The following is a 23204-nucleotide window of genomic DNA, read 5'->3' as shown; positions in this document are numbered from 1 at the left end:
TTAGTTGCCCGCCCGTTTCGCGCCCGACGCGATGGCGTCCATCAACTTCTTCTCGAGCGCCTCTTGGCGGGGTTTGGAATGCAGTTTCAGGCCGAACATGTCTTTCACATAGAAGCTGTCCACGACCTGCGCGCCATAGGTGGCGATCACCGCCGAGGAGATCGAGATATTGTTCGACGCCAGCGCCCGGGTCAGGTCGTAGAGAAGGCCGGGCCGGTCGCGGGTATCGACTTCGATGATCGTGTAGATATCCGATCCTTCGTTGTCGATGGTGATATGGGTCGGGAACTTGAACTCGCGCTCACGCTTCTTGAGCTTGTCGCGATCCTTGAGCGCCTCGCGGGCGACGACCTCGCCTTTCAGCGTCTTCTCGATCATGCCGCGCAGCCGGGTCAGCTTCGACGCCTCATAGGGGTGGCCTTCGGCATCCTGCACCCAGAAGACGGCGGTCGCATAGCCGTCCTTCGAGGTATAGGTGCGCGCGTCGACCACATTCGCGCCGACCAGTGCCAGCGCGCCGGAGAGCCGCGAGAAGATGCCGGGGTGATCGGCCAGCGCGAAGCTCACGCGGGTCGCGTCGTGATCGTCGTCGGGATGCAGGTCGATACGGATTTCGTCATCGCCCAGATCGCGCAGGAGCCGCGCGAAGATCTCGTGATTGATGGTGGCGAGCGCCTGCCAATAGGGCGCGTAGTGCCGGGCCAGCTCGGCGCGGATTTGTGCCTTGTCCCAGTTGTCATCCGCCTCCAGCACCTCGCGCAAGGCACGCTTGGCCTCGTCGGTGCGCTGCTCGCGATTGACCGCTTCCAGCCCGTGCTCCAGCGCCATCGCGGTTTCGGAATGCAGCTTGCGCAGCAGGGTGGCTTTCCAGTTGTTCCAGACATTCGGGCCGACGCCGCGAATGTCGCAGACGGTCAGCACCGTCAGCAGGTCGAGCCGCTTGCGCGACTTCACGCGCTTGGCGAAATCGCGGATCGTGCGCGGGTCCGAGAGATCGCGTTTCTGCGCCACGTCGGACATCAGAAGGTGGTGGCGCACCAGCCATTCGACGGTCTCGGAATCCTCCTGGTTCAGGCCCAGCCGCGGCGCGACCTTGCGGGCGATCTTCGCACCGAGGATCGAGTGATCCTCGGGCCGCCCCTTGCCGATGTCATGCACCAGAAGCGCGACGTAGAGGACCTTGCGATTGATGCCTTCCTCGAGGATGTGCGACGACAGCGGCAGATCCTCGACCAGTTCGCCGCGCTCGATCTGCGCGAGCGTCGAGACGACCTGAATCGTGTGCTCGTCCACCGTGTAGCTGTGATACATGTTGAACTGCATCATCGCCACGATCGGCTCGAATTCCGGGATGAAGGCGGCCAGCACGCCCAGCTCGTTCATCCGCCGCAGCGCGCGCTCCGGGTTGCCATGCTTGAGCAGCAGATCGAGGAAGATGCGCTGCGCCTCGCGGTTGTTGCGCACCTTGTCGTCGATCAGGTCGAGATTGGCCGAGACGAGCCGCATCGCGTCGGGGTGGATCAGCATCCCCGAGCGCAGCCCTTCTTCGAACAGCCGCAGCAGGTTCACCGGATCGGAGAGGAACGCCTGCTCGTCGGCGACATTTATGCGGCCGTTCTCTTCGCAATAGGGGGCTTTCAGTTTGCGCCGCCTGCGGAAAATCCGCTGAAGCATCGGCGCGCTTTTCACATGCTGCGCTTCGAGCTTGGTCAGGAAGATGCGGGTCACGTCGCCCACGGCGGTCGCGTGGCGGAAGTAATCCTGCATGAAGACCTCGACCGCGCGGCGGCCCGCCAGATCGCGGTAGCCCATGCGCTCGGCCACCTCGACCTGCATGTCGAAGGTCAGCTGATCCGAGGCGCGGCCCGAGATCAGATGCAAGTGGCAGCGCACCGCCCAGAGGTAATTCTCCGCCTCGTGGAAGGTCTCGTATTCCTCGGGGGAGAAGGCGCCGATCTTCATCAATTCGCGGGCGCGACCCACGTGATGGATATATTTGCCGATCCAGTAGAGGGTCTGCAGGTCGCGCAACCCGCCCTTGCCCTCTTTCACATTGGGTTCGAGCACGTAACGCTGCCCGCCCTGACGGCGGTGGCGTTGCGAGCGTTCCTCCAGCTTGGCCTCGATGAACTCGGCCTCGCTGCCCTCGAAGAGATCGTGACGAAGCCGTAGCGACAGCGCCTCGGCCAGCTTCTCGTCGCCGCCCACGCAGCGATGTTCGAGAAGGGCAGTGCGGATCGTGATGTCCTCGCGCCCGAGCCGGATGCAATCGTCGAGCGTGCGGGACGAGTGCCCCACCTTCAGCTTCAGATCCCAAAGCATGTAGAGCATCGACTCGATGACGCTCTCGGCCCAGGGGGTCACCTTGTAGGGGGTGAGAAACAGCAGATCGACATCGGAATGCGGCGCCATCTCGGCCCGGCCATACCCGCCCACGGCGAGCACCGCGAAACGCTCCGCCTCGGTGCGGATGCCGCTCGGGTGCAGGCGCTCCGTCGCGATGCGCAGCACCGAGCGGACGATGCCGTCGGTCATCTGGGCATAGGCTTCGACCGTGTCGCGCGCGGCGCGCGGATGGGTCTCGAAATCGGCCTCGATCGCGGCGGCGGCGGCGCGGCGCTCCTCGGAGAGGAATGTCACCGTCGCGGCCCGGATGTCCTTCGGGTCGCGCATGTCAGAAGTCGCTGCGTCGAGCGCCTCGAACAAACGCTGTTGATTTAGAAGGAGGGGCGCCCCGGTCGATGCCGGGGCGGGGTCTGTCATGCTGGTCACTGCGCAGTCTTGTCCCTTGACGGGCCCTTTCGTTTGAAGGCGGTCCGGGTCAGAACCCGAAGCCGCCGAAGTTGCGCGGCGCCGGGTCGATCACGACCGCCTGGCCGTTACGGACCTGCGCCACGGCGAGCGCCCGTTCGTTGGTGCCGTCGGGCAGGAAGCGGAAGACGCCGTTGACGCCCACGAAGCCCGAACGCTGGGTCAGGCCCTGCTTGGTCAGCGCGCTCGGATTGCCGGACTTCACCAGGGCGCCGATGGCCGCGATCCCGTCATAGGCGAGGCCTGCGATCGGGTGGGGCGCTTGGCCGTAAGCGGCGCTGTAGCGCGACACGAACTGCTGTTGCAGCGCCGGATCGGGTTCGGCGAACCAGCCGCCCTGGGTGCCCGGCAGCGACAGCGTCGCCGGCGGAATGTCCCAGCGGGTCAGGCCGATATATTGCGTCATCTGCGGGGTCACGCCCTGCTCGCCCATCAGCTGCGTGAGCAGAGGGAGTGCGCCTGCGGTATCGGCTGTCAGGAACAGCGCATCGACGTCACCGGACTTCACGCGGCTTGCGATCTGCGGCGTCGCATCGACCACGCCCTGCTGCGAGAACGGGTAGGAGGCCACGCCTGCAAGCGAAGCGCCCGAGCGTGCGACCGCGGTCTGGATCGCCTGTGCGCCGATCTCGCCTGCGGTGGTCTGCTCATGCACGACCATGATCCGCTTCTTGCCCTGACGTGTGGCGAAGCTCACGAGGCGGTTGGCGGTGTTCTGGAAGGTCGGGCCGAGCACGAAGACGTTCCCGCCCGCGACATTGGTGTTGTTCGAGAACGCAAGCACGTTGATGTTGCGCGAGGCGACCGCGAGACCTGCAGCATTCGCCGATTGCGCATAGACCGGGCCGAGGATGATTTTGGCGCCCTCATCGGCGGCCTTGGTGGCCATCGCGGCAGCTTGCTGCGGATTGCCGGCGGTGTTGTAGACCTGCAGGTCGATCCGTGCGCCCTTCAGGTCCTGAATCGCGAGATTCGCCGCATTCTGCAGCGCCCGCGCGAGCGTCTCGTCGCCAGAGTTGCCGGACCCGGCCGGGACCAGAAGCGCGACCTTGACCGGTGCGCTGGTGTCGATCTTCTGGCCGGAATTGCCCATCGGCCCCGGCTGACAGGCCGCAAGCCAGACCAATGCGAGGAGGGCTGCGATTCGCGCGGCGAGGGCGCGGGGGTTACGGATGAGATTAAACATGATACGTCCTTTTGGGCGTTGGCGTCCGGTCCGGGCACTGAAGCAACGCCTGCGAACCGCGAGGAAATGACGCGGCTGAGACTACGCACAAGCAGGCGTGAAGTAAACGTTCCACACAAGTGATGAGGCGGGCGATGGGCGAGGGTGTTGTATCTGATGCAAACGCGGAAAATAAGGGAACCAAGAGTGTTCCGGCGCCGTTAAGCCCGGGGCTTCATTTCATTGCGACACCCATCGGAGCCGCCCGCGACATCACCCTGCGCGCCCTCGACATGCTGCGCGCAGCCGACGTGCTTGCGGCCGAAGATACGCGCAGCCTGCGGCACCTGATGGAGATTCACGGCGTGCCGTTGAACGGGCGTCAGGTGCTCGCCTATCACGACCATAACGGCGCCGCGATGCGCCCGAAAATCCTCGCAGCCCTGGAGGCGGGGAAGTCGGTGGTCTACGCCTCCGAGGCGGGGACGCCACTGGTCGCCGATCCGGGCTATCAGCTTGGCCGCGCGGTGATCGAAGCCGGGCTGCCGCTCTATAGCGCACCGGGCCCCTCGGCGGTGCTGACGGCGCTGACGCTCTCGGGCCTGCCGACGGATCGCTTCCTCTTCGCGGGATTTGCACCGAATAGTAAAGGCGCGCGGCGCAACTGGCTCGCGGAGTTCAAGGAAATTCCGGCGACGCTGGTTTTCTATGAAAGCCCCAAACGCATTAGGGAAATGTTAGCTGACGCGGCCCATAGTCTGGGAAAAGAGAGACAAGCGGCGCTGTGCCGGGAGTTGACGAAACGCTTCGAAGAGGTCCGCCGGGGAACGCTGGAAGAGCTTGCGGAAAGCGTGGCCGAGTCGTCGGTCAAGGGCGAAATCGTCGTCGTCGTCGACAGGCCGCATGCAGTCGAAATCGACGACGCGGAGCTGGAGCGGCGGTTGAGCGCCGCGCTCGATCGGGAGTCGCTGCGCGATGCGGTCGATGCTGTCGCCGGGGCGACCGGGTTGCCGCGGCGCAAGGTTTATCAGGCCGCTCTGGCTATGGAGAAGAAGAAATGAGTGGATCGCTGTCGTATTATTCGGGTCTCGCCGCCGAGGAGCAGGTGATGCTGCATTACGAGCGGGCAGGGCGCGCGGTCTCGGAACATCGCTGGCGGGGCAAATATGGCGGCGAGATCGATCTGATCGCACGAGAGGGCGACACCCTGATCTTCGTCGAGGTGAAGAAGTCGCGCAGTCATGCCCGCGCGGCCGAACGTCTTTCGCAGCGCCAGATGCGCCGGATATGCATTTCGGTCGAAGAATATCTGATGCGACATCCCGCTCCGGCAAACTGCAATCGCAAGGTCCGCTTCGATCTCGCCCTGGTCAATGAGATCGGGGAGATCAAGGTGCTGGAGAACGCCTATTTCGGATTGTGACCGGCCCGTGGGTTGAGGTTGCATCCAGACGCGCCACATTGCATCAAGATTGCAGTCTAAAGAGGGGGCGCGGATGGGATTGAAAGTTGCGATCCAGATGGATCCGATCGAAGCGGTCAATATCGAGGCTGACAGCACGTTTCGGATCGCCGAAGAGGCGCAGGCGCGTGGGCACGAGCTTTTCTACTACACGCCGGATCGCCTGATCTACCGCGAGGGGCACGTCTATGCACGTGGCTGGCCTCTGGTGGTGCGGCGTGAGAAGGGCAACCACTTCACGCTGGGCGAAGAGACCGAGGTCGATCTGGGCGACTGGGATGTGGTTTGGCTGCGACAAGACCCGCCCTTCGATATGGGCTATATCACGACGACCCATCTGCTGGAGCGGATCCATCCCGAGACGCTGGTCGTCAACGATCCGTTCTGGGTCCGGAACTCGCCCGAGAAGCTTCTCGTCCTGGATTTTCCTGACCTCACGCCGCCGACCTTGATCGCGCGCGATCTAGAGGCCATTCGGGCCTTCAAGGCGGAGCATGGGGATATCATTCTCAAGCCGCTCTACGGCAATGGCGGGGCGGGGGTCTTCCGGCTCGATCCGAACGATCGAAACCTGTCGTCGCTGCACGAGCTGTTCATCGGCATCAACAACGAGCCTCTGATCGCGCAGAAGTTCCTGCCTGCCGTTTCGAAGGGCGACAAGCGGATCATTCTCGTCGATGGCGAGCCCGTTGGCGCGATCAACCGGGTGCCGGCGGCGGGCGAGACGCGGTCCAACATGCATGTCGGCGGACGGCCCGAGAAAGTCGAGCTGACCGCGCGCGATCGCGAAATCTGCGAGCGGATCGGCCCGTATCTGCGTGAGAAGGGACAGATCTTCGTCGGCATCGACGTGATCGGCGACTGGCTGACCGAAATTAACGTCACCTCGCCGACGGGCATTCAGGAGCTTGAGCGGTTCGACGGCGTGAATATCACCGCCCGCATCTGGGAGGCGATCGAAGCGAAACGGAGCTGATATGTCGATCCGGCTGGTCTTTCTCAATCTTTGGCTGCGCAGCATCGCGAAACCGATGGTGCGACGGTTCCACGGGGCTGCGCAAACGCGGCGCGCGACGGAGAGATTGGCCAGTTGGGTCGTGCGCGAGCCGACCGGGCTCTGCCGTCTGCCGACCAAGCTGGCCGGGCGCAATGCGCTGTCGCTGCGCGCGGGGCGGTCCTCGGTCGGGCGCATCATTCTCTATCTTCATGGCGGCGGTTACGTCACCGGCTCCCCTTGGATGTATCGCGGTCTCGCGGGGCGTTTGGCGAAGCTGAGCGGTCTCGAGGTGGTCGTGCCGGATTACCGCCTCGCGCCGGAGGCGCCGGTCGGTGCGGCGCTCGAGGATGCGACCGCAGCTTTCGATGCGCTGTTGGAGATGGGGTACGACCCGAGAGCGATCGTTATCGCGGGCGACAGCGCGGGGGGCGGTCTGACATTGGCGCTTCTGAGCGTGCTGTGCCAGCGCGGCACGCCGCCTGCGGGGGCGATTACCTTCTGCCCATGGACGGATCTGACCTGTTCGGGCGAGAGCCTCCGCGTCAATGCCGCGAAGGATGCAATGCTGCCTGTGGAGCGGCTTGGCGATACCTGCGAGATGGTGCTGCGCGGGCATGACGCGCGCGATCCGCGCTTTTCGCCGCTTTTCGCGGAGTTCCCCGATCCGCCTCCGGTGCTGATCCAGCATTCGATGGGGGAGATTCTAAGCGACGATGCGCTGCGCATGGCAGAGCGGCTGCGCAGTTTCGACGCGGATGTCACGGTGCAAAGCTGGACCGACGCGCCGCATGTCTGGCAATTCTTCGACGGTCGGGTGCCCGAGGCGCGCGAGGCACTGGAGGATGCGGCGGCGGCGGCGCGCCGGATGCTCAACCTGCCACGGCGCTGAGCCGATAGCTCAACGCTTCGGCGATGTGGGGGTGGCGCACGTGCTCGGCATGGTCGAGATCGGCGATGGTGCGCGCAACCCGAAGAACCCGGTGGTAGCCTCGCGCCGACAGTCCGACCCGCTCCGCCATCCGGGCCAGTAAATCTCGCCCCTGAGCATCCGGCGTCGCGATGTCTTCCAGTAGCTGCCCTTCGGCTTCGGCATTGATGCGGATCGCGGGGTGATCCGCGAAGCGCTGGGCCTGCCGCTCGCGCGCTTCCGCGACGCGGGCCGCGACTTCGGCGGAGCTGTCGCCGGAGGCGGGCAGGTCGAGATCGGCATAGCGCACCGGGGGCACTTCGATGCGCAGGTCGAACCGATCCATCAGGGGCCCTGAAATCCGCCCCAGATAGTCGTCGCCGCAGCCGGGCGCGCGGGCGCAGGCGCGCTCCGCATCGCCGAGATATCCGCATTTGCACGGATTCGCCGCCGCGATCAGCAGGAAGCGGCAGGGATAGCGGGTATGGGCGTTGGCGCGCGAGACGACGACTTCGCCGGTCTCGATCGGCTGGCGCAGGGTCTCCAGCACGGCGCGGGGGAATTCGGGGAACTCGTCCATGAACAGCACGCCGTTGTGGGCGAGGCTGACCTCGCCGGGCCGGGCACCACGTCCGCCGCCGATCATCGCGGCCATCGACGCGGTGTGATGCGGCTCGCGGAAGGGTCGGGTGCGCGAGATGCCGCCTTCGGCCAGCAGCCCAGACAACGACTGGATCATCGAGGTTTCCAGCATCTCCTCGGGGCGCATCTCGGGCAGAATCGAGGGCAGGCGCGCGGCCAGCATGGATTTGCCCGAGCCGGGCGTGCCGATCATCATCAGGTGGTGGCGGCCGGCAGCGGCGATCTCCAGCGCGCGTTTGGCCCGTTCCTGACCCTTCACATCGCGCAGGTCGCGCGGATGCGGCGCGTCGCGGACGAGACCCGGACGGGCGGGCTCCAGCGGCAGGCGACCGCTGAGATGGTCGATGGCGGCGCCGAGCGTCTCCGGCGCCGTTACCTCGGCCGCGCCGACCCAGGCCGCCTCCGCCCCCGAGCCCTTCGGACAGATCAGCCCCTTGTCCTGCGCGGCGGCCGCCATCGCAGCGGGCAGGGCACCCGCGACAGGCAGGAGCCGTCCGTCGAGCGACAGCTCCCCCACGGCGACCAGCGCCTCGATCCGGTCGCGCGGCACGACCCCGATCGCGCCCAGCAGCGCCAGTGCGATCGGCAGGTCGAAATGCGAGCCCTCTTTCGGCAGGTCTGCAGGCGAGAGGTTCACGGTGATCTTCTGCATCGGCAGCGCGATCCCCAGCGCGCCGAGCGCCGCGCGCACCCGTTCGCGCGCCTCGGACACGGCCTTGTCGGGCAGGCCCACGACCGCGAAGCCGGGCATGCCTTCGGAGAGCGCGCATTGCACCTCCACGAGGCGGGCCTCCACCCCCTCGAACGCGACCGTGTAGCTCTGGCTGACCATCGGCTCTCCTGCGCCTCTTCCGAGAGGGGTAGCGCAGCCGTGGTTTAGGAATGGTTAACGGGTGTAGGGGCCGGCACCGCATCCTTCGCCCCTCGACTCGGAGACGGATGCGCCGCTCGAAACATCAGTGGAAATAGAGGGATAAAGGTGCAATTCCTGCATATCTGCACAGCCGTCGCTTCAGTTTCGCGCACAAGATCAACATGTTGCGTTACAGTCGCTCAAGTGTCCGTGAGCACGCTTATGATATGCGGTGCTCAAGAAGGAGTGATGGCCTTCCCGTAGCGGCATGAATTTCTTACATTTTTCTCTTGAAAACGTCGTCAAGTGCGCCACGCGCACAAAGTTTCAGGCAAAATTCAACATTTCCGTGAGGAACCAAAACATGTCATTCGCATTGGGTGGGCAAAGCAGCCACCCAATTCAAGGTTGCGCCGGTTTGGGCTGGACACCCCAGGGAGATTGTAAATGGCACTCGATGGTATGACCGATGAAACCCTGCCACGCCAAGCAATGCGGGCAGAGTTCCTGGATGCAGAAACCGAAGCGGAACTGGCGCGAGCGTGGCGCGACAATCGGGACGAGCAGGCGCTGCACCGGCTTGTGACGGCCTATATGCGCCTCGCGATTTCGATGGCCTCGAAGTTCCGCCGCTACGGCGCCCCCATGAACGATCTGATCCAGGAAGCGTCACTTGGTCTGATGAAAGCCGCTGACAAGTTCGATCCGGAACGCGGCGTGCGATTCTCGACCTATGCGGTGTGGTGGATAAAAGCCTCGATCCAGGAATTCGTGATGCGCAACTGGTCGATGGTGCGCACCGGGTCGACTTCCTCGCAAAAGGCGCTGTTCTTCAACATGCGCCGCGTTCAGGCTCAGCTGACCCGCGAAGCGCAGCAAGAGGGCGAGCAGCTCGACGCGATGCAGCTGCGTCAGCGCGTGGCCGAAGTGATCGGCGTGCCGCTCTCGGATGTCGAGATGATGGAAGGCCGCCTGTCCGGCTCCGACTTCTCGCTCAACGCAACGCAGTCCAGCGAAGACGAAGGCCGCGAATGGGTCGATACGCTGGAAGATGACGGCGCGAGCCCTGAGGAAACCGTGGCCGACAGCCATGACGGTCAGACGATGAAAGTCTGGCTGGGCGAGGCGATGGGCCGCCTGACAGACCGCGAAGCCTATATCGTCCGCGAGCGTCGTCTGATCGAAGATCCGCGCACTTTGGAAAGCCTCGGTGAAGAGTTGGGGCTTTCGAAAGAGCGTATTCGTCAGCTCGAAGCGCAGGCTTTCGGCAAGATGCGCAAATCGCTTGAAACCCATCAGGGCGAGGTGCAAAGCTTCTTCGTATGAAGAAGTTTCTTGCCGCGCTATGCCTGCTGTCTCTGACCGGTCCCGCCTTTGGCGCCGAAATATCGCCCGCCCAGCTCGATACGCTGTCGGGCGATATTGTCGTTCTGGGAGAGATTCACGACAACCCGACCCATCACCTCAATCAGGCGCGCGCGATCAAGGCGCTGAAGCCCGCCGCCGTGGTGTTCGAGCAATTGACGCCCGAGCAGGCGGCGAAGATCACGCCAGCGCTTTTGAAGGATGAGGGCGCGTTGGAAAAAGCGCTGGACTGGGACAATTCCGGCTGGCCTGATTTCGCGATCTATTATCCGATTTTCGCCGCTTTGGGCGATGCGAAGGTCTATGGCGCCGCGCAGCCGCGCGAGACCGTACGCGCCGCGATGACCAAGCCGCTGCCGGAGGCGTTCGGAAAGGACGCCGCACGCTACGGGCTCGATCAAGCCTATCCGGAAGACCTGCAGGCCAAGCTGGAAGCGGAGTCGCAGGAGGATCACTGCAACGCGCTGCCGCCCGATCTGCTGCCCGGCATGGTCGCGGCGCAACGCTTCCGCGATGCGGCCTTCGCGCGGGTCGCGCTCGAGGCGCTGAAGGAAACCGGCGGGCCAGTCGCAGTCATTACCGGATCTGGCCATGCGAAGACCGACCTCGCCGTGCCCGCGCTTCTGCGCAAGGCGGACCCGCAGGCGAAGGTCGTGGCGATCGGTCAGATCGAGGCGGAGCCGGGCACCGATCCCGGCAAGCAGCCCTTTGACGACTGGATTGTCACGCCCCCGACCGAACGCGCCGATCCCTGCGCCGCGTTCAAGTGATCCTTGCGCCAATGCGCCCCGGCGCTTAGACCATCTGAGAGAGTTTCACGGAGAGGCAAATGCTTGCGGGCAAACGCATCCTGTTGATCATCGGCGGCGGTATCGCGGCCTTCAAGGCGCCCGAGCTGATCCGGCTGCTGCGCGGGGCGGGGGCCTCGGTGAGCCCGGTCCTGACCAAGGCCGGGGCCGAGTTCGTGACGCCGCTGACAGTCTCCTCGCTCGCGGGCGAGGCGGTTCATTCCGACCTCTTCGATCTGACGCATGAATCCGAGATCGGTCATATCCAACTGTCGCGCGCGGCCGATCTGGTGGTCGTCGTGGCCGCCACCGCCGATCTGATGGCGAAGATGGCGAACGGTCTGGCCAATGACCTCGCCTCGACCTTGCTGCTGGCGACCGACAAGCGCGTGCTGATCGCGCCCGCGATGAATGTGCGAATGTGGGAGCACCCCGCAACGCAGCGCAATATCGCGACGCTCAAATCCGATGGCGTGATCTTTGCGGGCCCGACCGAGGGCGACATGGCCTGTGGCGAGTTCGGGGAGGGCCGGATGATCGAGCCCGAGGCGATCCTTGCTGCGATCGATACCGCGCTGTCGGACGGTCCACTGAAGGGCCGCCATATTCTCGTGACGTCGGGGCCCACCCATGAGCCGATCGACCCGGTGCGCTATATCGCGAACCGCTCCTCGGGCGCACAGGGCACGGCCCTTGCCGCGGCGCTGCGGGACCTCGGCGCGACTGTCACCTTCGTCACCGGCCCCGCGACGGTCGCGCCGCCTGCGGGTGTGCGGGTGATCAAGGTCGAGACCGCGCGCGAGATGCTGGACGCGGTGCAGACCGCGTTGCCCGCCGAAGCCGCGATCTTCGCGGCCGCCGTGGCCGATTGGCGCGTGGCGAACGCGGCTGAGCGGAAGATGAAGAAGGACGGCACCGGCGCGCCGCCCGCGCTCGAATTCGCCGAGAACCCCGACATCCTCGCCACCGTCTCGAAGATGGGCGAAGGGCGGCCGGGTCTCGTGGTGGGCTTCGCCGCCGAGACCCATGACGTCGCGCGGTTCGCGGCCGACAAACGCGCCCGCAAGGGCTGCGACTGGATCGTCGCCAATGACGTGAGCCCCGCGACCGGGATCATGGGCGGGACCGAGAACGCGGTGACGATCATCGATGAGACCGGCGCGGAAAGCTGGGACCGGATGGGCAAGGAAGAGGTCGCGCGGCGGTTGGCTGCGCGCATCGCAGAAAGCTTGGGCGCGGCTGGCTTCTGAGGGACGCTCCGCGGGGGATATTTATGCCAAGCCGAAACGAAGCGTGCCTCTTTCGGCTTGGTCCAAATATCCCCGCCGGAGGCATCCGCATTTGACCCCCGCGCGACATCGGGCAGGAGAGAGACACGTGAGCACACCGATCATCAAGGTTCTGCGCGAAGACTGGGCCGATCCCGAGATTGCGCTGCCGCGCTATGAGACCCACGGCGCCGCCGGGGCCGATCTGCGCGCCAATCTCGCCCCCGAGGATCGCGCGCGCGGGATCACGCTCGCGCCGATGCAGCGCGCGATCATCCCGACGGGGCTGCGCGTCGAGATCCCCGAAGGGTTCGAGATGCAGATCCGGCCGCGCTCGGGGCTGGCGCTGAAACACGGGATCAGCCTGCCCAACACGCCCGGCACGATCGACGCCGATTATCGCGGGCCGCTGGGGGTGCTGCTGATCAATCTCGGCCAAGAGCCCTATCTGATCGAGCATGGCGCCCGTATCGCGCAGGCGATCGTCGCCCCGGTGGTGCAGGCGCGCTTCGAGGTCGCCGATGCCTTGGGCGACACCGCACGGGGCGCAGGCGGGTTCGGCTCGACCGGGAAGGTCTGAGCGATGCTCGGGCTGGTTCTGATGGCGGCGATCGTGGGGCTCGGGCTGGTGCTCAAGGCCTCCGTGCGTGCGATCTTCGGGATGCTCGTGCTGATCTGGGCGGCCTTGGTGATCGCGCATCTGCCTATCCCCGGGTTTGGTCCGCTCGGGCGCGTTTTGGGCGGCTCGCTGGCGGGTTGGATCGGCCTCGGCGTCGTCGTCGCGCTCGTGCTGATCTATCGCCGGATGCTCGGGGCGATCCGCGCGAAGGCCGAGGCGAAGGAGCCCGAGGCGCCCGCGGCCAAACCGGGCAGCTTTTCCGAGGCCGAACTGGACCGCTATGCGCGCCACATCATGCTGCGCGAGATCGGCGGGCCGGGGCAGAAGCGCCTCAAGCAGGCTAAGGTTCTGGTGGTTGGGGCCGGGGGGCTGGGCTCGCCCGCGCTTTTGTATCTCGCCGCGGCCGGGGTGGGGCGGATCGGGGTCGTGGATGACGATATCGTCTCGAACTCCAACCTGCAGCGGCAGGTGATCCATCGCGATGCCGATCTCGGGATGCCCAAGGTCTTCTCCGCGCAAAAGGCGATGCTGGCGCTCAACCCGCATATCGAGGTTCTGCCCTATAACCGTCGCCTGAGCGCCGAGGATGCCGAAGGGCTGGTCGCCGAATATGACCTCGTTCTCGACGGGACTGACAATTTCGACACGCGCTATCTGGTGAACGCGGCCTGCGTGGCGACCGGCACGCCGTTGATTTCCGGCGCGATCACGCAATGGGAAGGGCAGCTGTCGCTCTACGATCCGGCGAAGGATGCGCCCTGCTATGCCTGCGTCTTCCCCGAGGCGCCTGCCGCCGGGCTTGCGCCGAGCTGTGCCGAGGCGGGCGTTGTCGGCGCGCTGCCCGGCGTGGTGGGCTCGATGATGGCGACCGAGGCGATCAAGGAGATCACCGGCGCGGGCCAATCCGCGCGCGGGCGGCTGATGATCTATGACGCGCTTTGGGGCGAGAGCCGTCAGTTCGGCGTGAAACGGCGTGCCGATTGCGCGGTTTGCGGAGAAGTTCACGGGGCGGGGGATGGTCAATCCTGAGCACGCGCCCTAGCTTGCGATGCAAAGGAGACCCGCCATGACAAACCCGCTTCTCGCCGACTGGACCGGCCCCTACGAACTGCCGCCCTTCACTGAGATTTCCGACGCCGATTTCGCGCCTGCTTTCGACGCGGCGCTGGCCGAGGCGCGTGCCAATATCGCGGCGATCGCAGATAGCGCCGATGCCCCGACATTCGCCAATACGATCGAGGCGATGGAGCTGGCGGAAGAGGCGCTCGAAAAGGTCGCAGGCGTGTTCTACAACCTCGCCGGTGCCGATGCGACGCCCGCGCGGCAGGAGCTTATGCGCGATCTGGCGCCGAAGCTCGCGGCGTTTTCCTCCGAGATTACGATGAACACTGCGCTGTTTGGGCGGATCGACCAGCTGTGGCAGAGCCGCGAGAGCCTTGGACTTGGCCCGGAGCAGGCGCGGCTTCTGGAGCAGTATTACCAGATGTTCACCCGATCGGGCGCGGCGCTGGAAGGGGATGCGGCCGAGCGGATGCGCGAGATCAAGCAGCGCTTCGCCTCTATCACCACGCAGTTCAGTCAGAACCTGCTGGCCGACGAGAGCGGCTGGTTCCGCCCGCTGGCCGAGGAAGACCTCGAAGGCCTGCCCGATTTCGTGATCGACACCGCGCGCGCTGCAGGCAAGGAGCGCGGGCAAGACGGCCCGGTGCTGACGCTCTCGCGCTCGCTGATCGTGCCCTTCCTGCAATTCTCGCCCAACCGCGAGCTGCGGCGGATCGCCTATGAAGCCTGGACGTCACGCGGGGCAAACGGGGGCGAGACCGACAATCGCGAGATCGCCGCCAAGGTGCTGAAGCTGCGCGAGGAGCGTGCGAAGCTTCTGGGGTACGAGAGCTTCGCCGCCTACAAGCTGGAGCCCGAGATGGCCAAGACGCCCGAAGCGGTGCGCGGTCTTCTGATGCGCGTCTGGGAGCCTGCGAAGGCTGCCGCCGAGGCGGATGCCGCGAAGCTGGCCGAGATGATGCATGCCGACGGAATCAACGGCGATCTCGAGCCGTGGGACTGGCGCTACTATGCCGAGAAGCGTCGCGTGGCCGAGCATGATTTCGACGAGGGGCAGATCAAACCCTATCTCTCGCTCGACGCGATGATCGGCGCGGCCTTCGATACGGCGAACCGCCTCTTCGGGCTGGAGTTCAAGGAGGTCGACGGGCCGTTCTATCACGCGGACGTGCGCGGCTGGGAAGTGTCGCGCGGCGGCGAAGTTTTGGCCATCTTCCTGGGCGATTATTTCGCGCGCGGCTCGAAACGCTCGGGCGCGTGGTGCTCGGCGATGCGCTCGCAGCGCAAGCTCGGCGGCGCACCGGTGCCGATCGTGGTCAACGTGTGCAACTTCGCCAAGGGTGATCCGGCGCTTCTGAGCCATGACGACGCGCGCACGCTGTTCCATGAATTCGGCCATGCGCTGCACCAGATGCTGTCGGATGTGACCTATCAGTTCTTGTCGGGCACCTCGGTCGCGCGCGATTTCGTGGAGCTGCCGAGCCAGCTTTACGAGCATTGGCTCGACGTGCCCGAGACGCTGGAAAAGCACGCGCGCCATTACAAGACGGGCGAGCCGATGCCGATGGAGCTGCGCGAGAAGCTGAAAGGGGCTGCCACCTTCGATCAGGGCTTCTCAACGGTGGAATATCTCGGTTCGGCCCTCGTCGATCTGGCCTTCCACGAGGGTGCGGCCCCGGAAGACCCGATGGCGAAACAAGCCGAGGTGCTGCGCGAGATCGGCATGCCGCATGCGATCCGGATGCGCCACGCGACGCCGCATTTCGCCCATGTCTTCTCGGGCGACGGCTACTCGTCGGGCTATTACAGCTACATGTGGTCCGAGGTGATGGATGCCGATGCGTTCGAGGCTTTCGAGGAGGCAGGCGACGTGTTCGATCCGGAAACGGCGGCGAAACTCGAACGCTTCGTGCTGTCCGCAGGCAATTCGCGGCCGCCCGAAGAACTCTACACCGAGTTCCGGGGCAAGATGCCCGGGGTGGAGCCACTTCTTAAGGGCCGCGGGCTGCTTGATCCGGCCGCCTGAGAGGCTGGTGATGCCGGAGCCTCCGGCGGGGATATTTAGGGCAGTTGGAAGCAGGACGATCTGCCTTCCTCTTGGCCAAAATATCCCGGGGGGCGGCGCAAGCCGTGGGGGCAGCGCCCCCTCCGCGCTCAGCCCCGATAGACATCCTTGTGGATGATGACGTCGGCTTGCGGATAGGCCTCGACGATGGCGCGTTTGAGCGCGGCGCCGATGTCGTGGGCCTCTTCCAGCGTCTGATCCCCGTCGAGTTCGATATGCAGGTTCACGAAGATCTGTGCCCCTGCGGTGCGGGTCTTGAGATCGTGGAAGCCGCGCACGCCGGGCCAGTCGCGGGCGATCTTGGCGATGCCTTCGATCACATCGTCAGGGGCCGCGCGGTCCATCAGGGCGTGCCATGCGCCAATGAAGATCTTCGCCGCGCCGGCTAGCATGATCGCGGCGGCGATCAGGGCGACGATGCTGTCCACGTCGCCCCAGCCGAAAGCATGCGAGAGCCAGAGCGCGAGGATCGCGCCCAGCGTCGGCAGCAGATCGCCCACATAGTGCAGCCGGTCGGCGGCGACGACTTTGTTGCCGGTCTTGCGCGCCACGCGGCCCTGCCACCAGATCAGGCCGAAGGTGATCCCTGCGGAGGCGACCATGACCGCGATCCCAATACCTTCGGCGGCAAGCGGGGGCGGGGTCGGGGCCAGCAGGCGCTGAACGCCGGTGATGCCGATCGTGATGCCCGCGCCCAGCACGATCAGCGCCTGACCGAGGGCTGCGAGGTCTTCGGCCGAGCTATGCCCGAAGGCGTGATCGTCATCTGCGGGTTTCGCTGCATAGAGAATCGCGAGCAGCCCCGCGCCCGAGATCAACAGGTCCACCGCGCTGTCGGCAAGCGAGGCGCCCACGGAGAGCGCGCCGGTCTGCCACAGCGCCCAGGCCTTGATAGCCACAAGTAGCGCGGCGGTGCCGACCGAGGCCAGACCCGCCGAGGTGTTCATCCGGTGTTCGTTTTCGCTATAGGCCATCGCTGCCGTCTCTACCTTTGCGCCGATCCTCTAGCGCAGGTGAGCGTCTCAGTCACGGGTCTCGTCGGGGTCGACACCCCAGATTTCGGTTTTCGGCAGCCAGCCATCCGCGCCCGAGCCCTCGATTTCGCACCAATCATGGGTGCAGGCGCCGAGGCCCGCGATCGCTCCGGCCTGCGCCTTGGCGGTGACTGCGGATTTCGGATCGGGACGGGCGTGGAGCGACACCATGTCCTGCATGACGATCACGTTGCGCACGCCCGAGATCAGCGTGTAGTGAATCCAGCCGCCCTGACCTTCGTTATCCTCGACGCGCCGCCAATGGCCGAATTCGGCGGTGACTTTCAGCGGCATGCCGGGATGGGTGAAGACCCAGTCGATCCGGTGCGACAGCGACGGGCCGCGGCGCACATTGCCCTTGGAGCCTTTGAGCGAGACATAGCGCGGGATCGGCAGATGAGTGACCGGGCCGCGGCGCAGGGGTTTCGACAGTTGCACGTCGGGACCGTCGGTCGCGGGCTTCGCCACAGGTTTCGCTTGGGGCTTGTTGGTCTGCGCGGATGGCGCAGGCTGGGAAGCGTTCGATTTCGACTGCGCGCCCGAGGCATTGCCCGACACGCTCCAGATTGCGCCGACCAGAATCGCAATTGAGGATACCGCCGCGAGGATTTTGCTGCCCGTCATCGTCCGCCTCATATCCCGGCCCGCCCGCTGGCTGATCCGCGGGTCTACAACATCCGGCGCGCAATAAAATTGCGCCCTCATGTCGATTTCGGCCATTACTGCTCTTGCCGGGCCTTGTGCCTGCCCGCTTTGAGGGGCAGTTTGCATCCAACCGCCCCGCGATGGAAGAGAGGAGAGGACCGAGATGCCTGCACCGCGCCTGAGTGTTGTCGTGACGCGACGCCTGCCCGAGGTCGTCGAGACCCGGATGAAGGAATTGTTCGAGGTCGAGCTCAATCACGACGATCGCAAGATGACCCGGGAGGAGCTGGTCGAGGCGATGAAACGCGCCGATGTCCTCGTGCCCTGCGTGACCGACCGGATCGACGCGTCGATGATCTCGCAGGCGGGCGAGCGGCTGAAATTGATCGCGAATTACGGTGCCGGGGTCGATCACATTGACGTTTCCTCGGCGCGTCAGCGTGGGGTGCTGGTGTCGAATACGCCCGGCGTCGTCACCGATGATACGGCCGATATGACCATAGCGCTGATGCTGGCGGTGACGCGGCGCATTCCCGAAGGGCTTGCGCATATGCAGGCGGGCAATTGGGAGGGCTGGGCGCCCACCGCTTTCATGGGCCATCGCATCGGCGGTAAGCGGCTGGGCATTCTCGGCATGGGCCGGATCGGTCAGGCGGTGGCGCGGCGCGCCAAGGCCTTCGGGATGCAGATCCACTATCACAACCGGACCAAGGTTCATCCCGATATCGAGGAGGAGCTGGAGGCGACCTACTGGGACAGTCTCGACCAGATGGTGAGCCGGATGGACGTGATCTCGGTGAACTGCCCGCACACGCCCTCGACCTTCCATCTGCTCAATGCGCGGCGGCTGAAGATGCTCAAGCCCGAGGCGGTGATCGTGAACACGTCGCGCGGCGAGGTGATCGACGAGAACGCGCTGACGCGGGCGTTGCGCGCGGGAGAGCTGGCCGGTGCCGGTCTCGACGTGTTCGAGCATGGCGCGGAGGTCAATCCGCGGTTGCGCGAGCTGTCGAACGTGGTGCTGCTGCCGCATATGGGCTCGGCCACGGTCGAGGGGCGCGTGGAGATGGGCGAGAAGGTTCTGGTCAACATCAAGACCTTCGCCGACGGGCACCGCCCGCCGGATCTGGTCGTGCCGTCGATGACCTGATCCGCGCAAAACTGTTTTGAGGCCCCGGTGAGATCCGGGGCCTTTTCATTTGGGCTTCGGTTGAGTCGGGCCAGCAATGACGAAAGGCCCCGGGATGGACCCGGGGCCTTCACTGGGAGCAGGGGCTGCCCCCCGGCTCTCCGTCACATCATCCGAAGATTACTTCGCTTCGTATTTCGGAAGCTTCTTCAGTTGCTCTTCGGTCAGACCGGTATGCACGGTGATCGAGGTGTCGTTTTGCAGAACGGTCAGCTCGCTCGCCTTGATTTCGACCGGCTTGGCGCCAATGCCGAGGAAGCCACCCACGTCGATCACGACGCCCGAGACTTTACCGTCATTGCCCTGAACCAGCTCGGACACGTCGCCGACCTTGTCGTCGTTCGGGCCATAGACGCCTTCACCACGCAGCGTGTCGGGAGCGACCGAAGCGATATCGACCTTCTGGCCGTCTTCCTGGTCAGCTTGACCCATGGTGCCCACGGCAGCGGCAGTGCTGTCGACAGCGTCGTCGATCGCGTTGCCGGTCTCGTTCGCGGCTTCCTTGGTCGCTTCGCCAGCGTTGTCAGCCGCGTTCTCGACGGCCTGGCCAGTCGCGTTTGCAGCTTCCTTGGTGTTCTGAGCGGCGTCTTTCGCCATCTCTTCGGTCTTGTCGCCAGCGTTGTTCATCGCCTGCTCGGTTTCCTGCGCGGCGTTCTGAGCAGCGTCGGCAGTGTTCTCGGCGGCGTTGTCCATCGCTTCGCCTGCGTTGTCGGCAGCCTGAGCGGTCTTGTCGGCAGCTTCGTTCGCAGCGGCGCCTGCAGCAGCGGCGGTCGCGGTGGCAGCGGCTTCGGCGTTGTCGCCAGCCTCATCCATCTTCTGCGACGCATCGGCGTTCTGCATGTCTTCGCCGTTGCCGTTCATGTCGCCATTGGCATCCGCGCTGAACGCAGTTTGCATTTCGGCGTCATATTTCGGCGCTTGGTCCAGCTGGTCCTTGCTGCCCTGAGCGACGACGAAATAGGAATTGTCGGTGTCGCCATCGGGGATCAGGTTGAGCGAATCCATCGAGATCGCGACGGTTTTCTCGCCAATGCCGAGGAAACCACCCACGTCCACGAGCACGGCATCGACTTCGCCGTTGGTGCCGATCACGACGTCGCTGACTTCGCCAACGTCATCCCAGTTGTCCTGCGCTTCGTTGATCGCGGTCTTCGCGTCGACCTTGTCCTTCGAGATGTAAACGCGCTTGCCCATGAGGCCCGAAGCGTTGAAGGAATCCGGAATCGACTTCATGAACATGTCGCCCGACATGTTGGCCGAAGCATTTGCGTTGGCTTCAGCCGTCGCGTTGGCGTTTGCTTTGTCTTCGGCATGTGCAGGCAGGGCAAGCATCAGGCCGATGGCGGTAGTGGTGATGAGCTTTTTCATATCTCGTCTCCCTTTCGTTTTACGTGAGGCGCGTCGGTCCCGGTTTCCGGTTTCCCCGGCCTCTGATGGTCTCAAAACTGGTGAAACCGCGCACAGTTCCTGTGCAAATGGGGAAAAAATTTTTGCAATTCGCGGGAACAAAACACGGATTCGCGACTCGCCTCACGGAAGCGTCATCGCGGGGTTTGCGTGCGTCCAATGGGGCTTGAGCTTTCATAATCGGGTCCCGCCGGGCAGGCGCCGCGCCACCAAAGCGCCGCACGTGCGCTTTTGTCGTTTTTGTCGCGCGAATGTCGCCCGGATCGGATTGCGTTTGCGAATATGAGGGTCAATCTGCCCCTACGTCCGTATCGGCAAGGAGGCCCCGCGATGAAATCCCATGTGAAAGCTTTGGTCGTCGGTGGCGGCGCAGTCGGGTGCGGTGTCGCCTACCATCTTGCCAAGGCGGGCTGGGACACGCTGCTCATCGAGCGCGACGAGCTGACCTCGGGCTCGACCTGGCACGCGGCGGGTCTGCTGCCGCTGTTCAACATGAGCTACGCGACGACCCACATCCACAAATACTCGGTCGATTTCTACAAGACGCTGGAAGCCGAGACCGGGCTGAATGCGGGCTTCGCGATCGTGGGCAACCTGCGCATGGCGCAGACGCAAGAGCGGATGGACGAGTACAAGCTCTATTCCTCGGTGGCCGAGACCGCGGATGTCTATCACGAGTTTCTCACGCCCGCGCAGATGAAGGAACGTTGGCCGCTTCTGAATACCGAAGACCTCAAGGGCGCGCTGTTCCACCCGCAGGACGGCTATATCAACCCCGCCGATGTGACGCAGGCGATGGCCAAGGGCGCGCGTCAGCACGGCGCCGAGATCGCGCGCAAGCTGCAGGTCAACGCCTATCGCTGGACCGGCTCGGAATGGGTCGTCACGCTCGAGAAGATGGTCGAGAAGGGCGGCAACCTCGTCGGCTCCGGCGAAGAGATCGAGATCCGCGCCGAGCATGTCGTGACCTGCACCGGCAACCACGCGCAGCGCACCGCGCGCCTGCTGGGCATCAAGATCCCCGCGATCCCGGTCGAGCACCAGTTCATCGTCACCGATGCCGACCCGGCGCTGGTCAAATGGCGCGCCGAGGGCAATCCCGAGCACCCGGTGCTGCGCGATGCCGATGCGAAATGGTATGTCCGCGAAGAGCGCGGCGGCTGGATCCTCGGCCCCTACGAGCGCAACGCGCCCGCGCGCTTCCTCTATGACGTGCCGGAGACCTTCCGCGCCGATTTGTTCCAGCTCGATCTGGAGCGCATCGAAGAAGAATACATGTCGATGATCCATCGTCTCCCGACCTCCGAGGAAGTCGGCCTGAAGGACGATTTCAACGGCCCGATCTGCTACACCCCCGACGGCAACCCGCTGGTCGGCCCCGCGCCGGGCCTGCGCAACATGTGGCTGGCGGAAGGCTTCTCCTTCGGCATCACGGCTGCGGGCGGCACCGGCTATTACCTCGCGCAGATGATGGTCGAAGGCGAGGCCGAGATCGACATGGCTTCGCTCGATCCCAAGCGCTACGGCAGCTGGATGACCACCGAATACGCGGCGCGCAAGAACGAAGAGGCCTATGAGCACGTCTTCATCCTGCACCATCCCGATGAGGAGCGCGAAGCCTGCCGTCCGCTGCGCACCGCCCCCGCCTATGATCGCCAGATCGCGGCAGGCGCGCAGATGGGCCAGACCAACGGCTGGGAACGCCCGAACTATTACGGCCCCAAGGATGCGCCCTCGAGCTTCGACCACGACAGCCGATCGTTCCGGCGCGGCGAATGGTGGCAATATGCCAAGGCCGAGGCCGAGGCATTGCGCGACACGGCCGGTCTGATCGACGCCTCCGCCTTCACCAAACATTTGGTGCGTGGCCCCGGCGCGACCGCTTTCCTCGATGCCTTCACCTGCAACAAGCTGCCGAAAGTGGGACGGATCAACCTGACCTACGCGCTGACCGAAGCCGGCACGACCCGCACCGAATATACGATCGTGCGTCTGGCCGAGGACGAGTACTACCTGATCTCTGCCGGTGCCTGGACCGATTACGACGGTGACTTCCTGCGTAAATCGATCGAGGATTTCCGCGCCGCGGGCGGCGACTATGTCGATTGCCACGACGTGACCACGCAATGGGGCGTCTTCGCGCTGGCAGGCCCCAATGCGCGCAAGATCCTGCAGGAGGTGGTCAAGGACGCCTATCCGGAGACGGTTCTGTCGAACAAACGCTTCCCGTGGCTGTCGATGCGCAATATCGAGCTGGGCATGTGCCCGGTCCGTGCCGTGCGCGTGGCCTATACGGGCGAGCTGGGCTGGGAGCTGCATCACCCGGTCGAATTCGGCCGCTACCTCTGGGACCTGCTGGGCGAGGCGGGCGAGAAGCACGGGATGAAGCTCGTCGGCGCGCGCGCGCAGAACTGGCTGCGTCAGGAGAAGAGCTATCGCGCCTTCGGCAACGAGCTGGGCCGCGACGCGACCCCGCAGGAAGCCGGTCTCGACCGCTTCATCGACCTCGAGAAGGAGTTCACCGGCAAGCAGGCGATGCTCGACACCGGCATCCGCTCGAAATGCGTGACGCTTCTGATCGACGGGCCGGACGATGCCGATCCCTGGGGCAAGGAAGTCATCAAACAGGATGGCGAGCGCGTCGGGCGTCTGACCTCGGGCGGCTGGTCGGTGGCCTTCGGCAAGCAGATCGGCATGGGCTATGTGCGCCCCGATCTGGCGGAGCCGGGCACCAAGCTGAGCGTGCGTATCCTCGGCGCCGATTACCCGGCGGAAGTGACCGAGGACAGCCCGCACGATCCAAGCAACGCGCGCATCCGCGTCGACGGCTGAGCCTGTCTAGCGATTGAGACCGGAGAAGGGGGGCGCTGCCCCCCTTTTCGCTGCGCGAATTCACCCCCCGGGATATTCGCGCCAAGGCGAAGG

General features: G+C 64.9%; 18 protein-coding genes. 12 read left to right on the top strand and 6 right to left on the bottom strand.

Going from position 1 to position 23204, the window contains the following annotated elements:
• Both BMI86_RS14790 and BMI86_RS14785 read right to left on the bottom strand, forming a co-directional pair.
• Window positions 1–2763 (bottom strand): [protein-PII] uridylyltransferase, encoded by a 2763-nt coding sequence (locus BMI86_RS14790; RefSeq protein ID WP_078542073.1) that lies wholly within the window; start codon window positions 2761–2763, stop codon window positions 1–3.
• 58 nt (window positions 2764–2821) lie between these two features.
• Window positions 2822–3997 carry a penicillin-binding protein activator gene (locus tag BMI86_RS14785; protein WP_078542072.1) on the bottom strand — a complete coding sequence of 392 codons (1176 nt, stop codon included), beginning with the start codon at window positions 3995–3997 and terminating at the stop codon, window positions 2822–2824.
• A 221-nt stretch (window positions 3998–4218) separates the two neighbouring features.
• Between BMI86_RS14785 and rsmI the strand changes: the two genes are divergently transcribed.
• The 4 genes from rsmI (at window position 4219) to BMI86_RS14765 (ending at window position 7324) form a co-directional block, all read left to right on the top strand.
• Window positions 4219–5037, top strand: coding sequence for a 16S rRNA (cytidine(1402)-2'-O)-methyltransferase (gene rsmI, locus BMI86_RS14780; RefSeq protein WP_246831726.1), 819 nt, complete (start codon window positions 4219–4221; stop codon window positions 5035–5037).
• A complete protein-coding gene (locus tag BMI86_RS14775; RefSeq protein WP_078542070.1) occupies window positions 5034–5399 on the top strand; it encodes a YraN family protein in 366 nt (121 codons plus the stop codon). Before rsmI ends, BMI86_RS14775 begins: the two co-directional genes overlap by 4 nt.
• A 73-nt stretch (window positions 5400–5472) precedes the next feature.
• Window positions 5473–6414: a glutathione synthase gene (gene gshB, locus BMI86_RS14770; protein ID WP_078542069.1), complete on the top strand. Its 942-nt coding sequence runs from the start codon at window positions 5473–5475 to the stop codon at window positions 6412–6414.
• 1 nt (window position 6415) lies between these two features.
• The gene (locus tag BMI86_RS14765) at window positions 6416–7324 is read left to right on the top strand and encodes an alpha/beta hydrolase (RefSeq protein WP_078542068.1); all 909 of its coding nucleotides are present in this window, start codon (window positions 6416–6418) and stop codon (window positions 7322–7324) included.
• On the opposite strand, the gene BMI86_RS14760 is transcribed toward BMI86_RS14765, so the two are convergent.
• Complete coding sequence (locus BMI86_RS14760) at window positions 7305–8816, bottom strand: YifB family Mg chelatase-like AAA ATPase (RefSeq protein WP_078542067.1); 1512 nt, start codon at window positions 8814–8816, stop codon at window positions 7305–7307. The genes BMI86_RS14765 and BMI86_RS14760 overlap by 20 nt on opposite strands.
• Before the next feature lie 468 nt (window positions 8817–9284).
• Here BMI86_RS14760 and BMI86_RS14755 point away from each other — a divergent pair, with 468 nt between their 5' ends.
• The 6 genes from BMI86_RS14755 to BMI86_RS14730 all read left to right on the top strand — a co-directional run bounded on the left by BMI86_RS14755 (window position 9285) and on the right by BMI86_RS14730 (window position 15965).
• A complete protein-coding gene (locus BMI86_RS14755; RefSeq protein WP_078520502.1) occupies window positions 9285–10163 on the top strand; it encodes an RNA polymerase factor sigma-32 in 879 nt (292 codons plus the stop codon).
• Window positions 10160–10972: a ChaN family lipoprotein gene (locus BMI86_RS14750; protein ID WP_078542066.1), complete on the top strand. Its 813-nt coding sequence runs from the start codon at window positions 10160–10162 to the stop codon at window positions 10970–10972. The genes BMI86_RS14755 and BMI86_RS14750 overlap by 4 nt, the downstream gene beginning before the upstream one ends.
• A 59-nt stretch (window positions 10973–11031) precedes the next feature.
• The gene (gene coaBC, locus BMI86_RS14745) at window positions 11032–12240 is read left to right on the top strand and encodes a bifunctional phosphopantothenoylcysteine decarboxylase/phosphopantothenate--cysteine ligase CoaBC (RefSeq protein ID WP_078542065.1); all 1209 of its coding nucleotides are present in this window, start codon (window positions 11032–11034) and stop codon (window positions 12238–12240) included.
• A 127-nt stretch (window positions 12241–12367) separates the two neighbouring features.
• Window positions 12368–12838 (top strand): dUTP diphosphatase, encoded by a 471-nt coding sequence (dut, locus tag BMI86_RS14740; protein WP_246831721.1) that lies wholly within the window; start codon window positions 12368–12370, stop codon window positions 12836–12838.
• A gap of 3 nt (window positions 12839–12841) precedes the next feature.
• Complete coding sequence (locus tag BMI86_RS14735) at window positions 12842–13906, top strand: HesA/MoeB/ThiF family protein (protein ID WP_078542063.1); 1065 nt, start codon at window positions 12842–12844, stop codon at window positions 13904–13906.
• A 37-nt stretch (window positions 13907–13943) separates the two neighbouring features.
• Complete coding sequence (locus BMI86_RS14730; RefSeq protein ID WP_078542062.1) at window positions 13944–15965, top strand: M3 family metallopeptidase; 2022 nt, start codon at window positions 13944–13946, stop codon at window positions 15963–15965.
• Window positions 15966–16093: 128 nt separating this feature from the next.
• Here BMI86_RS14730 and BMI86_RS14725 read toward each other — a convergent pair whose 3' ends face one another.
• Complete coding sequence (locus BMI86_RS14725; RefSeq protein WP_078520496.1) at window positions 16094–16978, bottom strand: cation diffusion facilitator family transporter; 885 nt, start codon at window positions 16976–16978, stop codon at window positions 16094–16096.
• Between the two features lie 48 nt (window positions 16979–17026).
• Complete coding sequence (locus BMI86_RS14720; protein ID WP_246831720.1) at window positions 17027–17662, bottom strand: SH3 domain-containing protein; 636 nt, start codon at window positions 17660–17662, stop codon at window positions 17027–17029.
• Window positions 17663–17846: 184 nt separating this feature from the next.
• Between BMI86_RS14720 and BMI86_RS14715 the strand changes: the two genes are divergently transcribed.
• On the top strand, window positions 17847–18833 hold the full coding sequence (locus tag BMI86_RS14715; protein WP_078542061.1) for a D-glycerate dehydrogenase: 987 nt from the start codon (window positions 17847–17849) through the stop codon (window positions 18831–18833).
• Between the two features lie 159 nt (window positions 18834–18992).
• On the opposite strand, the gene BMI86_RS14710 is transcribed toward BMI86_RS14715, so the two are convergent.
• Complete coding sequence (locus BMI86_RS14710; protein WP_078542060.1) at window positions 18993–20240, bottom strand: PRC-barrel domain-containing protein; 1248 nt, start codon at window positions 20238–20240, stop codon at window positions 18993–18995.
• Window positions 20241–20609: 369 nt separating this feature from the next.
• On the opposite strand from BMI86_RS14710, the gene BMI86_RS14705 reads away from it, so the two are divergent.
• Complete coding sequence (locus BMI86_RS14705; protein WP_078542059.1) at window positions 20610–23111, top strand: FAD-dependent oxidoreductase; 2502 nt, start codon at window positions 20610–20612, stop codon at window positions 23109–23111.
• The last annotated feature ends 93 nt before the right edge of the window (window positions 23112–23204 follow it).

The sequence above is a fragment of the Thioclava sp. DLFJ5-1 genome (assembly GCF_002020115.1).
In the GTDB taxonomy this organism is placed as follows: domain Bacteria; phylum Pseudomonadota; class Alphaproteobacteria; order Rhodobacterales; family Rhodobacteraceae; genus Thioclava; species Thioclava sediminum.
The sequence above is the reverse complement of the archived record's forward strand: the minus strand, read 5'-3'. Positions and strand labels throughout refer to the sequence as shown.

Coding starts and splice junctions, on each gene's coding strand:
- BMI86_RS14790 (WP_078542073.1), bottom strand. CDS start 2,763: ATGACAGACCCCGCCCCGGCATCGACCGGGGCGCCCCTCCTTCTAAAT.
- BMI86_RS14785 (WP_078542072.1), bottom strand. CDS start 3,997: ATGTTTAATCTCATCCGTAACCCCCGCGCCCTCGCCGCGCGAATCGCA.
- BMI86_RS14775 (WP_078542070.1), top strand. CDS start 5,034: ATGAGTGGATCGCTGTCGTATTATTCGGGTCTCGCCGCCGAGGAGCAG.
- gshB (WP_078542069.1), top strand. CDS start 5,473: ATGGGATTGAAAGTTGCGATCCAGATGGATCCGATCGAAGCGGTCAAT.
- BMI86_RS14765 (WP_078542068.1), top strand. CDS start 6,416: ATGTCGATCCGGCTGGTCTTTCTCAATCTTTGGCTGCGCAGCATCGCG.
- BMI86_RS14760 (WP_078542067.1), bottom strand. CDS start 8,816: ATGGTCAGCCAGAGCTACACGGTCGCGTTCGAGGGGGTGGAGGCCCGC.
- BMI86_RS14755 (WP_078520502.1), top strand. CDS start 9,285: ATGGCACTCGATGGTATGACCGATGAAACCCTGCCACGCCAAGCAATG.
- BMI86_RS14750 (WP_078542066.1), top strand. CDS start 10,160: ATGAAGAAGTTTCTTGCCGCGCTATGCCTGCTGTCTCTGACCGGTCCC.
- coaBC (WP_078542065.1), top strand. CDS start 11,032: ATGCTTGCGGGCAAACGCATCCTGTTGATCATCGGCGGCGGTATCGCG.
- BMI86_RS14735 (WP_078542063.1), top strand. CDS start 12,842: ATGCTCGGGCTGGTTCTGATGGCGGCGATCGTGGGGCTCGGGCTGGTG.
- BMI86_RS14730 (WP_078542062.1), top strand. CDS start 13,944: ATGACAAACCCGCTTCTCGCCGACTGGACCGGCCCCTACGAACTGCCG.
- BMI86_RS14725 (WP_078520496.1), bottom strand. CDS start 16,978: ATGGCCTATAGCGAAAACGAACACCGGATGAACACCTCGGCGGGTCTG.
- BMI86_RS14720 (WP_246831720.1), bottom strand. CDS start 17,662: ATGACGGGCAGCAAAATCCTCGCGGCGGTATCCTCAATTGCGATTCTG.
- BMI86_RS14715 (WP_078542061.1), top strand. CDS start 17,847: ATGCCTGCACCGCGCCTGAGTGTTGTCGTGACGCGACGCCTGCCCGAG.
- BMI86_RS14710 (WP_078542060.1), bottom strand. CDS start 20,240: ATGAAAAAGCTCATCACCACTACCGCCATCGGCCTGATGCTTGCCCTG.
- BMI86_RS14705 (WP_078542059.1), top strand. CDS start 20,610: ATGAAATCCCATGTGAAAGCTTTGGTCGTCGGTGGCGGCGCAGTCGGG.